14 protein-coding genes are annotated in these 15,303 nt (G+C 45.8%); 3 read left to right on the forward strand and 11 right to left on the reverse strand.

All coding sequences use genetic code 11. The features are described from left to right. Positions 1 to 2 precede the first annotated feature (2 nt). Positions 3 to 272 carry a glutaredoxin family protein gene (locus BM358_RS00495; protein ID WP_023988351.1) on the reverse strand — a complete coding sequence of 90 codons (270 nt, stop codon included), beginning with the start codon at positions 270 to 272 and terminating at the stop codon, positions 3 to 5. A gap of 271 nt (positions 273 to 543) precedes the next feature. Between BM358_RS00495 and BM358_RS00500 the strand changes: the two genes are divergently transcribed. Then, entirely contained in the window at positions 544 to 1,413 is an 870-nt protein-coding gene (locus BM358_RS00500; RefSeq protein WP_028542379.1) for a DUF421 domain-containing protein, read from the forward strand. 87 nt (positions 1,414 to 1,500) lie between these two features. On the opposite strand, the gene BM358_RS00505 is transcribed toward BM358_RS00500, so the two are convergent. From BM358_RS00505 to BM358_RS00525, 5 genes are all read right to left on the reverse strand, one after another. After that, a complete protein-coding gene (locus BM358_RS00505) occupies positions 1,501 to 2,625 on the reverse strand; it encodes a sensor histidine kinase (RefSeq protein ID WP_028542380.1) in 1,125 nt (374 codons plus the stop codon). Then, on the reverse strand, positions 2,622 to 3,296 hold the full coding sequence (locus BM358_RS00510; RefSeq protein WP_023988348.1) for a response regulator transcription factor: 675 nt from the start codon (positions 3,294 to 3,296) through the stop codon (positions 2,622 to 2,624). Before BM358_RS00510 ends, BM358_RS00505 begins: the two co-directional genes overlap by 4 nt. Before the next feature lie 61 nt (positions 3,297 to 3,357). Beyond that, entirely contained in the window at positions 3,358 to 4,173 is an 816-nt protein-coding gene (locus tag BM358_RS00515; RefSeq protein WP_028542381.1) for an ABC transporter permease, read from the reverse strand. Then, positions 4,170 to 5,189 (reverse strand): daunorubicin resistance protein DrrA family ABC transporter ATP-binding protein, encoded by a 1,020-nt coding sequence (locus BM358_RS00520; RefSeq protein WP_028542382.1) that lies wholly within the window; start codon positions 5,187 to 5,189, stop codon positions 4,170 to 4,172. The genes BM358_RS00515 and BM358_RS00520 overlap by 4 nt, the downstream gene beginning before the upstream one ends. 177 nt (positions 5,190 to 5,366) lie before the next feature. After that, the gene (locus BM358_RS00525) at positions 5,367 to 5,696 is read right to left on the reverse strand and encodes an antibiotic biosynthesis monooxygenase family protein (protein ID WP_025722950.1); all 330 of its coding nucleotides are present in this window, start codon (positions 5,694 to 5,696) and stop codon (positions 5,367 to 5,369) included. 131 nt (positions 5,697 to 5,827) lie between these two features. On the opposite strand from BM358_RS00525, the gene BM358_RS00530 reads away from it, so the two are divergent. Continuing rightward, positions 5,828 to 6,688, forward strand: a complete 861-nt coding sequence (locus BM358_RS00530) for a LysR family transcriptional regulator (RefSeq protein WP_028542383.1) — start codon at positions 5,828 to 5,830, stop codon at positions 6,686 to 6,688. A 2-nt stretch (positions 6,689 to 6,690) separates the two neighbouring features. Here BM358_RS00530 and BM358_RS00535 read toward each other — a convergent pair whose 3' ends face one another. Then, a complete protein-coding gene (locus tag BM358_RS00535) occupies positions 6,691 to 7,881 on the reverse strand; it encodes a GTP-binding protein (protein WP_028542384.1) in 1,191 nt (396 codons plus the stop codon). Positions 7,882 to 8,073: 192 nt separating this feature from the next. Between BM358_RS00535 and BM358_RS00540 the strand changes: the two genes are divergently transcribed. Further along, on the forward strand, positions 8,074 to 9,054 hold the full coding sequence (locus BM358_RS00540) for a DMT family transporter (RefSeq protein ID WP_023988342.1): 981 nt from the start codon (positions 8,074 to 8,076) through the stop codon (positions 9,052 to 9,054). Positions 9,055 to 9,200: 146 nt separating this feature from the next. On the opposite strand, the gene BM358_RS00545 is transcribed toward BM358_RS00540, so the two are convergent. The 4 genes from BM358_RS00545 to BM358_RS00560 form a co-directional block, all read right to left on the reverse strand. After that, positions 9,201 to 10,175: an aldo/keto reductase gene (locus BM358_RS00545; RefSeq protein ID WP_028542385.1), complete on the reverse strand. Its 975-nt coding sequence runs from the start codon at positions 10,173 to 10,175 to the stop codon at positions 9,201 to 9,203. 401 nt (positions 10,176 to 10,576) lie between these two features. After that, positions 10,577 to 13,252 (reverse strand): YhgE/Pip domain-containing protein, encoded by a 2,676-nt coding sequence (locus BM358_RS00550; RefSeq protein ID WP_028542386.1) that lies wholly within the window; start codon positions 13,250 to 13,252, stop codon positions 10,577 to 10,579. A 157-nt stretch (positions 13,253 to 13,409) separates the two neighbouring features. Next, a complete protein-coding gene (locus BM358_RS00555) occupies positions 13,410 to 14,426 on the reverse strand; it encodes a hypothetical protein (protein ID WP_023988339.1) in 1,017 nt (338 codons plus the stop codon). 153 nt (positions 14,427 to 14,579) lie between these two features. Then, a complete protein-coding gene (locus BM358_RS00560; protein ID WP_028542387.1) occupies positions 14,580 to 15,131 on the reverse strand; it encodes a DUF2062 domain-containing protein in 552 nt (183 codons plus the stop codon). Positions 15,132 to 15,303 lie beyond the last annotated feature (172 nt).

Consider the following 15,303-nt stretch of genomic DNA (forward strand, 5'->3'; position numbering starts at 1 on the left):
GCCTATACTACTTGATTGTAACTTTCCAGCACTTTACCCAACTCTTCCAGATCCGGGTTGAGCAGTGCTTCATATTTATTATCCCCGCCTACCTCGACGACAGGGACATAACGAATACCATATTTGGTCTCCAGCACGTCACGCAGCGCATCATTTCCGTCCACTTGGATATTTTCATACGGCTGATTTTGGGATTCCAGGTACGATTTGATCTCTCCACAAAAATGACAGCCGGTTTTACTCCACAATACAACTTTAGGTTTGGACGACATATACATACCTCCGTGAGCTTAATGTTTATAATCCCGATGAATTAAATAAGAATTATATCTATAATGTATCCTCCCCCCTCCTTTCCGTCAATCGCTTGTGCAATAGACAATGATAATTCATCGATAGAAAATTTTAATTATATATTGTATCTCATCGCTTATTGGCAGCTTGGTTATTTAAATTTAGGGGAATTGGAGTTTAAATGTGCCTTGACGCGGATATCCTTGGAATAGTAGCGTCCTTGTGGCGAAATGAAATGAGGTTGAGCAAATGCAGGATTGGGCCGAGGTTGCTATACGCACATTGATGGCTGTCGCTATATTATTTTTAATCACCAAAATTCTTGGAAAACGTCAGGTATCCCAGCTTTCCTTGTTCGAATATATAACAGGAATCACGATAGGTAACCTGGCTGCTACCATTCCTATGGAACGTGAATCCACCTGGTATCTAGGCCTCATAGCCTTGTCAGTATGGGTACTGACAACACTTGGCATTGAATATTTGCAAATTAAAAGCAAGAAAATCAGAGATATAACAGATGGAAGGACAACAATCCTGATCAAAGACGGCAAAATTTTAGAGGATAATCTGAGAAAAGAACGGCTCACCCTGGATGAACTCATGGAGCAGCTTCGAAGCAAAAATGTATTCAAAGTATCTGACGTGGAATTTGCTCTTATGGAAACCAGTGGCGAAGTCAATGTGCTGTTAACCAAAGACAAGCAGCCTGTGACACTTAAGGATCTGAATATGCAGCAATTACCGGAGAAGGAACCAACAGCAGTCATTATGGATGGACAACTTATGGAGCAACAAATGGCATATATGGGGATCACTCAACAATGGCTGGATGCCAAGCTAAAGGAAAAGAGTCTAACGGTCAAAGATGTATTTTTCGCGCAGGTGGACCCGCAAGGAGAACTGTACATTGACCAATATAGTGACAATGTACAGCTAAACAAGGTGCAGGATTCGAATCAAGCCGTGCTGACTTTGCTGGAACAATGCACAACGGAGTTGCAAAAACTCGCATCTGGTTCCAGTGAGCAACAAAGAAAACAGCTATATGAGCAATGCTCACAAAGCTTGAAAGAAGCTATACAGGAGATGCAGCCGGTAAATACATCTAAGTCCTGAGCACATACGCATATGCCATAAGAGTATGAGTATGGGAACTAAAAAGGAGCGTCCTTCAGCCGTTTGTGGCTTTGAAGACGCTCCTTTTTAAATTACTGTGCCGTTGTACATTTCACAGTTGCTGCTGCCTTTCATTACTTTCTGGCGCAGCGGCAGCATAACTGTAAATACCGTTCCTTCTCCCACCTTGCTGGATACAGAGATAGAGCCGGTATGCATCTCTGTTATTTTATAAGCAATGGAAAGTCCCAAACCACTGCCTCCTGCAGTTCGGGCCCGTGACTGGTCTGCTTTATAAAAACGTTCAAAAATGCGCTGCCGATCCTGTTCGTTGATGCCCTGTCCCGTATCCGCAATGCAGATAACCGCCTGATCACCGTTACTTGAAAGAGAAACAGATATGCTTCCACCCTGTGGTGTAAATTTAATGGCATTGTGAAGAAGATTCACCCAAACCTGGCCCATCAGATCCTCGTCCGCGTTGACCTCAACTATATCCACCTCAACAGTCATCTCGATTTTTTTAGCCTCCCATTGCGGTTCGCAGGCGAGAATAAGCGAAATCAGCTGCTTGTCCAGCCGATAAAGGGACGGACGAAACGGATACCGCTCCGAATCCAGAATCGCCAGCTTCATGAGATTATCGCTTAGCTTGGATAGACGAATACACTCCGTCTCGATGATCGTCAAATACCGATCTCGCTGCTCACGATCCAGATTCTCATCCTTAAGCGCCTTGGCGAATCCGATTATCGAGGTCAGTGGTGAGCCGATTTCATGGGATACGTTCGAAATAAACTCCTCCCGCAGTTTTTCCATAGCCTTCAGATTTGCAGCCATATCATTGATACTGTCCACCAACTGTACATAAGGATGCGGCCTCCGATGTTTTCCGTTCCGCCCGCCGAGGTCCCAATCCAGATTAATGTGAAAGTCTCCTTGCGAAATACGTTTTAAAGCATCGATCATTTCGGTAAAAGCGTGCTGCTCTCTAGGCTGGATGAAGCGTCTTACCGTCATACTGATAATACCGAAGAAGAAAAAGCCAAGCGTCGCATTAATAAGAAAGACGAACAAATCATGAAAAGCCCATGACATGCGCGAATAGATCGCCGCCGTAATAAAGTACGCGGCAGTCCAGCTAAGATACAGCACCAATAACACCAGCATGAGTCTCGCAAGGATATGGAGGAATCCCGGTTCCCGCTTCATTGCCTTACCTCCAGCCGATAACCCAATCCTCGGATCGTACTGATCCGGAAAGAGTGCCTTGCCTCCGGAAATCGTTCCCGAAGGCGCTTGATATGGACATCAACTGTTCTTTCGTCTCCCTCATAATCATAACCCCAGATCTGTTCGATCAACTGGTCGCGGGTAAAGGTTTTGCCAGGATAGCTGGCCAGCTTGAAGAGCAGCTCAAACTCCTTGAGCGGCAGGGTAATCTCCTTCTCTCCAGCCCGACACTCAAATGTATCGCTGCGCAGGACAAGATCTCCGACAGTCACTGATTTTGAAGCCATGATACGATAACGTTTTAATAAAGCCTTCACGCGTGCGACAAGCACCATGGGGTCGAATGGTTTGACAAGATAGTCGTCCGTTCCGAGCGCGAAGCCTTTCACGATCTGTGACGTCTCGCCTTTGGCTGTAAGCATAAGCAGCGGCAGGTCGGTCTGCTCTCGCAGCTTACGGCACAGCTCCCAACCATCCATTCCCGGCATCATGATATCAAGAACAAGCAAATCGACCTTGATTTGATCAAAAATGCGCATCGCGTCCAAACCATCCACCGCCTCGACTACCTCCAGACCTTCCATTCTCAAAAAGTGTCCGACCAGTTCACGAATATGCGGATCATCATCAACGACTAATACACACGTCATTTCAATCCCCCCTAACTAACTCTGCCTTAAATCTCTCGTCCTCGTCAAGAAGACCGCCATCTTATGCTTTACGCATATAAGCACGCACCGTAAGCGGCGCGAAGATCGCCACAATGACTGTAGCGCCAAGCAGTGAGATCGCCAGTTCCTCGCCAATCGTTCCCGTATTCGCAAGCTCCCTGACTGCGTTCACAAGATGTGAAATCGGGTTGACGTTTACAAACCACTGTAGCCAACCAGGCATGGTGTCCACAGGCACAAATGCATTGGAAACAAAAGTGAGCGGAAACAGAACAATCATGGAGATGCCCTGTACACTGGAAGCAGTGCGGGCAATCACGCCAAAGAAGGCGAAAATCCAGCTGACTGCCCAGGAACACACGATGACCAAAAGCGCGGCGATAGCGACACTCAGCAGTCCTCCCTCTGGCCGATACCCCAAAATATACCCCATGGCGAAGGTAAGTACAGTCGCAATAGTATACCGGATACTGTCAGCCAGCAGAGCTCCAGCCAAAGGCGCAATGCGTGCGATTGGGAGTGACTTGAACCTGTCGAACACTCCTTTGTCCATATCCTCACGTAGTTGGACGCCGGTAACGACGGAGGTCGAGATCACCGTCTGCACGAGGATGCCTGGAATAATAACCGGCAAATAATGCTGCACGTCTCCTGAGATGGCGCCACCAAAGATATAGGTAAACATAAGGGTGAAAATGATTGGCTGGAGCGTGACATCAAACAATTGCTCGGGAGTATGCCGGATCTTCAGAATGCCCCGGTAGGCCATCGTCATGGAATTGAAAAACGCCTGCCTGAAACTCACAGACTTCTTCAATGTGCGATCAGAACCTGTCATAACAGTAGTACTCTTCATGCTCTCGCCCCCTCCACAGCATGCGCTCCTTGGGACGTCTGCTGTCTGTTTACTTGTGCCCCATGACCAGTGATGGACAAAAACACCTCGTCGAGCGTCGGCTTCTGCACACTCATCTCTGCTAGACGAATCTCTCCGGTACGGAGGGCGATCAGCAGGTCCGTTACCCGATCTGCGTTGGCCATCGGAGAGATAATCTTTCCAGCTTCCACTGACACGCTGGACTTAACTGAAAGCACCTGTTCAACGATCTGAACAGCTCTCTCGATGTCCTGTTGATTTTGCACTTTGAGTTGCAGAGTCGACGCCCCCACTGCCGCTTTCAGTTCATCCACCGTACCCTCAGCGACTACCCGGCCATGATCGATCACCGCGATTCGATCAGCAAGTTGATCCGCCTCGTCGAGGTACTGGGTTGTAAGCAGTACGGTGGAACCGGTCTTGACCAAACTCCGGATCGTGTCCCACATCTGGACACGCGTGCGCGGGTCTAGTCCAGTAGTCGGCTCATCCAGGAAAATCAGCGGCGGCTTGGCAATGAGACTTGCGGCCAAATCCAGCCGACGGCGCATACCTCCGGAGAAATGCTTTAGCGGTCGTTTGGCCGCTTCGGCCAAGCCAAATTCCTCCAGCAGCTCCGCTGCCTTATTACGCGCCTCGGCACGTCCCAGTCCAAGCAGTCTGGAGAAGATGATCAGGTTCTCGGTAGCGCTAAGCGACTCATCGACCGATGCGTACTGGCCTGTCACCCCGATCAACTGACGCACAACCTGCGGCTCCTTTACTGCATCGTGCCCGAAGATACGGGCTGATCCCCCATCGGGCCGCAATAACGTTGACAGCATTCGGATGGTAGTCGTTTTGCCTGCTCCATTAGGACCAAGCACACCGTAGATCGTGCCAGCACGCACGTTCAAGTCGACACCGTCAACAGCCTGCTTGTCACCAAAAGCTTTTACGAGTCCCCTTGCTTCAATGGCCAAGGTCTCTTTTCTGTCTGTATAATCCACATTCATATCCTCCCTGTACGGTTTCTATAGAGAGGATAACCCACGTTTATGAACTGAATATGAATAGAACCGTTTACGTTTCACAAAATGGTCGACGATTCCTTTCTGACAGAGAAGCCAAAGAAGTCCCATATGGGACCTCTTTGGCTTCATGCTAAGCACTAACTTTGATATTGAACCTATTTACACTGTAAAAAAATAATCTCGTTCTACCTTGCTCACTCTTAAACCAAATGTTTTATACCACTCGGATTTCCCTTTTTCCTGCGCTACCTTGTGCAGCTCGTTATGTTTCCAATTTTTTATAGCGTCCAGAGACTCCCAATAGGAAACTGTAATGCCTACTCCATTGTGGTCACGAACACTTTCCACACCTAGAAAACCAGGCTGTTGGGCAGCCAGTTCCACCATTTTGTCTCCCATCACTCCGTATCCGCCATCTCCTTCCGTACGTTCAGAAGTAAAGATAGCCGCATAATAGGGCGGACGAGGAGTTTTAGCAATTGAATTCATATGACCCTCCTAAAACAAAATTAAATAACCTTTCTTTAATTTGATTATAATCATAAATATTAAATAAAAAAAATGAATATATCTGATATGATGCATGAATATATTTCATAAAAATAGGAGTGAACACGAATTTGTTTAAATATAAGATTTTTCTTTGCGTAGTTGAAATGGGAAGTTTCACAAAGGCCGGGGAAGTTTTAAATCTTACACAATCAGCAATCAGCCATGCGATCTCTGGATTGGAACATGAACTAGGGCTGACTCTTCTGATCCGAGGTCGTTCAGGCATCAGATTAACCAAAAACGGGGAAAGATTAATGAAGCGATTTAGAGAGATTGTACAAATGGACGAAAAGCTTTACCAAGAGGTCGCTTTAATTAAAGGATTGGAAATCGGAACCGTAAAGATCGGTACATTTTCAAGCGTCTCTATTCATTGGCTGCCCCGTATTCTAAAAAAATTCAATGAGCAGTTTCCTCTTATTGAAGTAAAACTGCTCGATGGGAACTACCATGAAATTGAGAGCTGGATAGTCAGTGGGGAAGCTGATTTCGGCTTTGTGAACCTACCCACGTTAGACACATTAGAGGCGTTGCCATTAAAAGAAGAAAGCATGCTTTGTCTACTTCCTTCCGATCATATTCTTGGAAAGCAAGCCTCAATTCGAGTAGAACAGCTCAGAGATGAGCCTTTCATTATGCCTGTTGCAGGCTGTGACACCGATGTAAGAAATATTTTTTCACAGCATCATATGTCACCTAAAATCAAATATGAATTAGAAGATGACCATGCGATTATGGCTATGGTGCAGAATGGCCTAGGCGTGAGTATTCTTCCTGAAATGATCCTGTCTCACATTCCTTACGACATCTCTATTCGACCTTTGGACGAAAGGCATTCCCGTACTATCGGTATCGCTACCGCTTCCTTAAAAAATGTTTCTCCAGCAGCTAAAAAATGTATGGACTTTATTACTGAATGGATCAACTAGCTTCAGCATGTCGGCCAAGGAAGCGGATTCTCAAAACTGGACCAGTCCATATCCATTTCGTTATCGTTCAGTAGACATTCATCTAGCTCTTCTTCCAAGTCCGATCGATTCATTTCGATACCTATCATGACGATTTCGTTCATACGGTCGCCCCATTGTTCATCCCAATGGTCCAGAGCCTCAGGGTCGGCTGCGACGATCTCCTGCCGTTCTTCTTCAGATAACGCAGCAAGCCAGCTTCCCGCAGGGCCAAATTGAATAGATGGTCCAGCTTGGCTAATACTCGCTGCCCAATCCTGCGGGGTTGCAATCCAGGCCAAACCTTTGGCGCGAACGACCTCCTCCGGCCAGTAGTTCATAAATTCAGCCAATCTTGCAGGATGAAATGGCCTTCTACGGCGATATACAAAGGAATTGATCCCATATTCGTCCGCTTCCGGTGTATGGCTTTCAAGCTCCAGCTCACGAATCCATCCAGCGGATTGACTAGCCTTGTCAAAATTGAACAACCCTGTATTCAAAATGTCCGAAGGAGCGACCTTTCCCTTGGAAGTACGAATGATTCGGGCTTCAGGCTGTAATCTCCGCAGCACACCCTCCAGCTTGTCCAGCTCCGCAGGCTGAACCAGATCGCACTTATTCAGAATCAATACATCACAGGTTTCAATCTGGTCAATCAGCAAGTCCGAGATATCACGCGTGTCGTCTTCACCAGTAGCCTGCCTGCGATCCAGTAGCGTTTCTCCTGATTCAAAATCATGCCAGAAACGATTCGCATCAACTACGGTCACCATGCAATCCAGTTTTGCCAGCGATGCCAAATCAATGCCAGTTCCTTCATCAACGTATGTAAAAGTTTGAGCGATTGGCACGGGTTCACTGATGCCTGTAGATTCGATTAAAATATAATCAAAACCGCCTTGTTCCGTCAGCTTCTTGACCTCCAGCAATAAATCTTCACGCAATGTGCAGCAAATACAACCATTTGACAACTCGACCAGTTTTTCTTCTGTTCTGGACAAGCCGCCCTCTTTTTTAACCAGCTCAGCATCTATATTCACTTCACTCATGTCATTGACGATGACTGCCACTTTCATTCCGTCCCGATTGTTTAATACATGATTCAAAATCGTTATTTTTCCTGCACCCAAATATCCGCTCAACACTGTTACCGGTATTGCTTTCTTATTCATCGCTGTTACGCTCCCTTGAATATTGGCTTTTCATTTTCATTCTTTTTTAAATCGTAATAATTACTATTAACATTAACTTTCAGTAATATACAGCATCCCTCTTACCTTGTCAACTGTAAGAAACTCTTGAATTGAATGATCTAAAGTTATTAATATGAGAAATAACGATACTTAAAGAATTAGGTGAATGCTATGCGCTCAATCTGGTTAGGTGTGTTGGCGGCTTTCTTTTTTGCTTTTACATTTGTTCTGAACCGGTCTATGGAGCTGTCTGGCGGGAGCTGGATCTGGAGTGCTTCATTGCGATATCTGTTTATGGTTCCTATTCTAGTCGTCATTGTGATGACCCAACAAAAGCTTAAGCCTCTTTGGAAAGTCATGAAGGAACAACCAGGAACGTGGTTGTGGTGGAGCTTCATCGGATTTGGCTTATTTTATGCTCCGTTATGCTTCGCATCGGCTTATTCACCAGGGTGGTTGATCGCGGGAACCTGGCAAATTACCATCATTTCTGGTTCTTTGCTTGTCCCTTTATTTGCTGAGGTTGTCCAAACGGAGAACGGCCCTGTCAAAATACGAGGAAAAATCCCCCTCCAGGGACTGTTGATGTCTCTCGTTATTTTAATCGGCATTATTGTTATGCAAGTCGAACAGTCGCAATCCATTTCTACCCAAGATTTTTTATTCGGTATTCTGCCTGTCATACTCGCCTCATTCGCCTATCCATTAGGTAATCGTAAAATGATGGAAGTCTGTGCAGGACGATTGGATGCCTATCAGCGTGTGCTCGGGATGACATTAGCCAGCTTACCCTTCTGGTTATTGCTTTCGTTATATGGAGTTTTCAGCGCGGGAATGCCAAGTAAGGATCAGACGATACAGTCTGCTTTGGTGGCTGTGTTTTCAGGGGTGATCGCTACGGTTTTATTTTTTAAAGCTACAGATCAGGTTCGTGGAAATATGCAAAAGCTGGCGACCGTAGAAGCAACACAATCTCTGGAAGTTCTTTTTGCATTAATGGGAGAATTAATCTTTTTGTCTATCCCCATGCCGTCTCCTTTATCATGGATGGGTATGTTCATCGTCATCCTCGGCATGATTCTACACAGTTATGTAACACATCATAAGAAAACCACTCAGAAAATCATATCTAAAAAGATAGATCCCATTTAGCGCATATTTATTCTTGTTACGGTCGTTCAAGTGTGGATCAGGCACCAGAAAAAAAGCAGCAGATCAAAGAGGAAGCTCCTGATCTGCTGCTTTTTGCCGATTATTTCTCACAAAGAATGATGTTTTATTACGAGTACGAAGTATTATTACCAAGCGTAGGCTTCTGGCGCAGGTTTTCCCGGACCGGGGAAAATCTCATTCAGCTTGTCAAGCACATCTTCGCTCAATTTGACCTCAGGTACCCGTAGAGCATCCTCTAACTGTTCTAAGGTCCGTGGTCCGATAATTGGAGCCGTTACGGCCGGATGGGACAGTACCCAAGCCAGTGCAATCACGTCTTCCTTTTCACCCAGCTCGCGGGACAATGCTGCAAATTGCTCCAGCTTCGCACGATTCTGCTCCACCTTTTCTTTGGCGCGTGCGCTGCGAGAACCAGTACCTGCTAACGCATTCCGTCCCAACAGTCCGCCCGCCAGCGGGCTCCATGGGATCACACCCAGACCCAGCTCTTGAGCTGCTGGTAATACTTCAAGCTCGGCGGAACGTTCGTTCAGGTTGTACAAATGCTGCTCGGATACAAGCCCCAGAAAACGCCGTGCCTTCGCTTCTGCCTGCGCCACCGCAATATGCCAGCCTGCAAAATTACTGGAACCGATATAATCAACTTGTCCCCGATCCACCACGGACTCAAATACGCCCCACAGTTCATCCCATGACACATTTCGGTCAATGTGATGCATTTGATATAGCTCTACATGGTCGGTTTGAAGACGTTTCAGCGACGCATCCAAATGACGGCGAATTTTGTAAGCAGACAAGCCTGATCCTGCATTGGGTCCGTCATGTTCATTTTTCATGTCTCCGTATACCTTCGTTGCCAACACGACCTTCTCGCGTCTTCCGCCGCCCTGCTGGAACCAACGTCCGATAATTTCCTCTGTCCAACCTTTACGGTCATGGCCATATACATTAGCCGTATCAAAAAAGTTAATGCCCGCATCCAGTGCGGCATCCATAATTTTAAACGCATCCTTTTCTTCGGTTTCCGGTCCGAAATTCATCGTCCCCAGACATAACCGACTAACCTTCAAGCCTGACTTTCCTAAGTATGAATACTCCATACTGCTTCCCGCCTTTGCCTAAGGATTTTAAAAATTCCGCAAAATTACATGCCAAAAAAGACCATACTCCGTTTATTCACCAGAAAAAACCATATTGAAACAACCCCAAATGCAATTTAAGGTTGGATAGCGCATGCAAAAAAGCCCCACGCACCGCCGAAGCAGCAAGCGCGAGGCATCTCCTACCATACTACCTACTCCATATGAAAAAATAGTGACTTTACGGCGGTTGCAGCGGAGCGGAGAATTTGAATCTGGAGAAGCGAAGCGTTCGCCTTTGCCATGGGATTCTTACCTTGTCATGTCCTAATCCAAAGAATCCCGTGGCAACAGCGATCGTAAGATCAAATCCTTCGCGGAGCGGCTCACTTCAGTCACCGTAACTCATTCTTTTTTTACAATCAAGGAATCAATTTCGTTTCTTTTGCTCGCTCGGCCATTTTTTTCGTATGCTTGCTGAGCGGCTTCTTAAACACCAATCCAAACAGGAAGCAAACACCGATAAATACAAACAGCATCACCACATCTCGTATCACCGTTGAAGGCAACATCCCTCCTACTGTCTCTCGTAACAGACTAACCGCATAGGTGAATGGTACGAACGGATTCAGCGCCTGAAAAAACGGTGTACTCGTCGCAATCGGGAATGTCCCTCCTGAACTGGAGAATTGAAGCACCAGCAGGATGACTGCCAGTCCCTTGCCGATATTGCCGAACACAGAAACTAGTGTATAGGTCATCGCCGTAAACACCAGACTGATCAGCATAGACGATAGTACAAAAGCTACTTTGGCATCCACATACGCCCCGAGCAGGAACAAGTCACCGAGAGATACGCTCAGCGCTTGAAAAATGCCAATCGTGGAGAATGTCATAAGCCGTCCGAAATACACTTGGTAGCTTTTAAATTGTCCTTCCGGGTCATCCACATCTACCCTGAACATCGAGACCAGTAGCATCGCACCTACCCAAATCGACAATGTAGTGTAAAAAGGTGACATCGCAGAACCATAGTTGGGAATTGGGTATATCCGCTCCTGCTTCAACGATACCGGACTGCCGAGAAAATCACTTTCCTTTTTCACATCCCCCTTGAGCAATGCAATAGCGCGTCCGAGTGCATTTTCGCCCTTAAGCTTGCGAATTGTGTCTGCAGCCTGACGTATGGAATCCTCGGCAGCTGGAAGATCGGTCCTTACAAAATTGGCTACTTGGTGTACCGCTTTTTCTGCATCAGGAAATTTATTTTCTATTAAGTCAGCCATTTTGACAAACTGTTGTTCCGCTTTAGGCAAATCATTACGCACAAAATCTGCTGCCTGATGAATTTTACTTTTAACCGCTGGCAAATCGTTATTTACAAAGTCTGCCGCTTTGTTCACAGCATTCGTAAACTCGCCCATGCGCCCCTGAATCGTCGTCGCCGCTTCATGCAGTTTTTGACGGTATTGTGGCAGATCCTGCTGGAGACGTGTTAGCTCTTGCTGACCGAATTCTGCTGCAGCCTGTGCGTCATTTAATAGCTTTTCAATATTCGGTAGCTGCTCTTGAGCTGTAGTCAGCACATTGGCAGAATTGCGGGCAACGGATTTGATCTGATCCAGCGCCTTTTGAATGGCGGGTGCATACTCCGTATCATAATTGCCCAAAATGCTGTCAATTCCGCTACTGATTTCTCCTGCAAGGCGATCAGTGTCATCCAGCAGATTTTGCGCAGGCTTTTCGCCGCGCTGAATGGCATCCCCGATGCTAGTTACTGTGCTATTCAGACGACGGAAACGATCCTCTACCCCGCTCACACGGGAAATAAGTGAATCCAGAGGTTGACTTGGCAAGTATCCGTTCACACGCTTCAGCAATTGAGAAATATGATCCAACACTCCCACGGCAGTTGTCAGCCTACCGCTGACACGATTCACCGCAGCTTGTGCTGCTTTAGGATCAAAATCCACACCACGAACAATGTCTGTAATCTGAGAAACTTCATTCGCGATTTGTTGTACCAGTTGTAAGTCTTCTTTAACTACTGTACCAATCGAATCAAGCGCACCCTCGTTTTTGTCCAGAAATTCGAGTAAACCGGTTGTAAAATCCTTGCCTGTGTCCGCTATTTTCTGTACTTCTGGCAGTGCTTTCTGGGCAGCATTAATGACTTTAAGAGCCGTTTGCGTGTCCTCTAGGGCTGTGGCCAGTGCGCTTTCTACCTTGCTGAAATTTTGATCTAGTTCAACAATTCGATCACCGGCCTTTTGAATATCAGGTAGTCTTTTTTGGATATCCAAAATAACAGCGGCTACCTTGTCCAGCTCAGGCATGTTTTTGTCAATTTTGAGCACCAGGTCACCGGCACGGTTAATTTCAGGAATTTTCTCCTTCAATGCAATGATCTTTTGTCCCTGTGCCTTAATTTTGGGCAGATTTTGCTCCAGCTCCAATGCCTGTTTGCCCAACCTATCGATATCTGGTAATCGATTATTAAGTTCCAACACCCGGTTCTCAATGTTACGAATCGTCGGGAGCTCTTCCTCCAGCTTGACTCCGGCTTCCTTCAACTTCGTCAATACCGCCTGGCTGGCAGTTTCTATAAAGTTTTGGCTAATCTGGTTCGTTAGAGAGGTTGCCCCCGAAGATGTAATTTTCGGAGCTACTGCATTAATTTTTTCATTTACGGCGTAATCAATTTCCGGCTTTTGCGGGTTTTCCGTCAGCACACTCGTAATTTTCTCTGAAAAATCTTTCGGGATCAGCAGGCTGGCATAATAATCACCATTCAACACACCTTTTCGTGCTTCCGCTTCATTGACAAAAGTCCAACCCAGCTTCTTGTTATTTTGAAGGTTATGCAAAACCTCATCGCCGATATTAATCTTTTTACCATTCACTTCTGCACCCTGATCTTGGCTGGTTACTGCAATTTTAATCCCAGATGTATTCGCATACGGATCCCACATCGCTTTCAAATTCACCCATGCATAGACAGAAGGCAAAAGAATGATGCCAATGACTAATAAAGTCCCGGTCGATACTTTGAATACATTTCTCCAGTCTGTTAAGTAGATTTGCCATATCTTCCGCAACTTCATCACTCCTTGTATGTACATTAACCTGTCGTCCATTGTTGTATGCACACGTATTGTAAACGATTCGAGCGAATGAAGCCAATCTTGTTACAAAATATGTCAAAAGCGTATGCCTCTTATAGAGATCATACGCTTTTCAATAAAATCATTCTGCTTAATTTCGAACTCCATTCGCGGGCATAGCCTCTAGGGAATAAAATGCTCCTTTTTTATTGATTTTTCCCACCACAGTAACTGCGCCTTTTTGGGAGAACGTATACTCGTTATCCTTAATTTTTACGGTATATCCTTTTAGGTTAATTCCGAAAAGAGATTGCACTTTCGACTTCGCGGCTGAAAGAGCCTGAGTTTGGCTGAGCTTTGGCTTAGCGAATGCTTTGACAAAATCCTTTTCCCCCGTCCAATCCATGCCAAGCTCGTTTTTTACGGCCCACACTTTACCAGTTTTCACCCCAATCAACACGTTGTTTAACTCATTATCGTCCCGGAAATTCCAAACGGTATCATTGCCTTCATGCTGACGAAACACATATTCAAACGGATTGCTCGAAGCAATACCAACTGTTTTAAGCGAACGATTCGCTTTGTTGGACAGTGAAGCTTTAACGTCTTTAAGCGAATACATTATGCTAGCCGTTATTTTATTTCCTTGATCAAGGTCAATGTAGAGACTCTGGTCATGCCCCCATAGCACCCAATAATTTTTGAGTTCTCCTTCGTCATCCGGTGAATATACACGCCAGACAGCATCCGTTTTAAACACTCCATCAGAATCAAATGTTTTCAGGAACGATGCAACCTTGCTGCGTAGATTATTGTCCATAACTTTGTTGAGATCAGCCGCATCATAAATAATGCTGGTGGATTGCACGATTCCCTTTTTGGAATCGTAATTTTGGATGAAATCAGCATTAGCTGTCCCGCTCAAAGTACCGTTTACCGTCCATGAGTCAAAAGCAGTATCAGCGCTTGTAAACTTTATTGTTTGTTTCCCCGCTAATGTGTTCAGCACATCTGTTAAACGCTTAGTGGCGGTTGGGTCCAAGTTAACAGAAGTTTGTGCGTTTTGAGCTATGGCAGCGGCGGGCTGCTGTGCCCATGCAACTGGAGCCGTTCCCAAAAGCATGGATATTGCCGCAACTGTTGCAGTGATAGAATTCCATTTTTTCATGGGGCAATTCCTCCTGATGTCTCAAAAGAGACTTAAAAGAATGGATACATATATTCCTTAGACGTAATACAAAAATAAAAGTTGCTTGCCCCAACTCAAAGAAGCCCTTCGGACCTAATAAATAGGCTCGAAGAGCTTCTTTCTTATGCATCGTTATCCATTCTTCAGCAGTCTGGCCGCCGAAAATGCTGCACCATGACGCAACTTCCGCTTTTCCAACCGTTTGTGCAGCGAACGATTATACAGAACCTGAATGACAAAATACGAGATAATGCCCAGCACCACACCGAAAATCGACATGCCGATCAGGATGTGCAAGCCTCCGTGCAGCAAGTCTCTGAATACAGACCAGTTGCCGTGAAACAGCTCCATAAAAGAATGCTCGTGAAGTCGTCCGCCCCTGACATGTACCGGATAATGGGATGGATAAATCCAAGCCCCCACTTGCTTGGCGAATGGCATCAGTACAATTGGCAAAAAGGTCAGTTTACCTACAACGTTACCCACAATGGCCGCAGGCAACGAGCCGCCGGACAGACGAACAATCGGATAAAAAACAAGGTATACCAGAGAAGCCGTGGAAATCACAATCATCTCCAGCGCAAAGCCAATGGCGAAGCCCAAAGAGATCTTTTTAACTCCACCAGGGGCGCGCAATAGCTTGATGAAATTCAGCCGAATCGCACGCCATATATTTTGAAACATATTATATTTCTTCTTCGATTTATGAGGTTTGAGCCTTTTCGGATTGAGCTTTATCAATAGGAGGACTCCTTCAACAGTACAATTCAAGTTCAGGAATGAGTATATACAGTTCCCATCCTTACTTATGTCTATACTGTCATTATAACCCTCAGCGTTCGAAAAGCAATGTTAT

The organism is Paenibacillus sp. cl130, from assembly GCF_900116035.1.
Taxonomy (GTDB): Bacteria; Bacillota; Bacilli; order Paenibacillales; family Paenibacillaceae; genus Paenibacillus; species Paenibacillus polymyxa_B.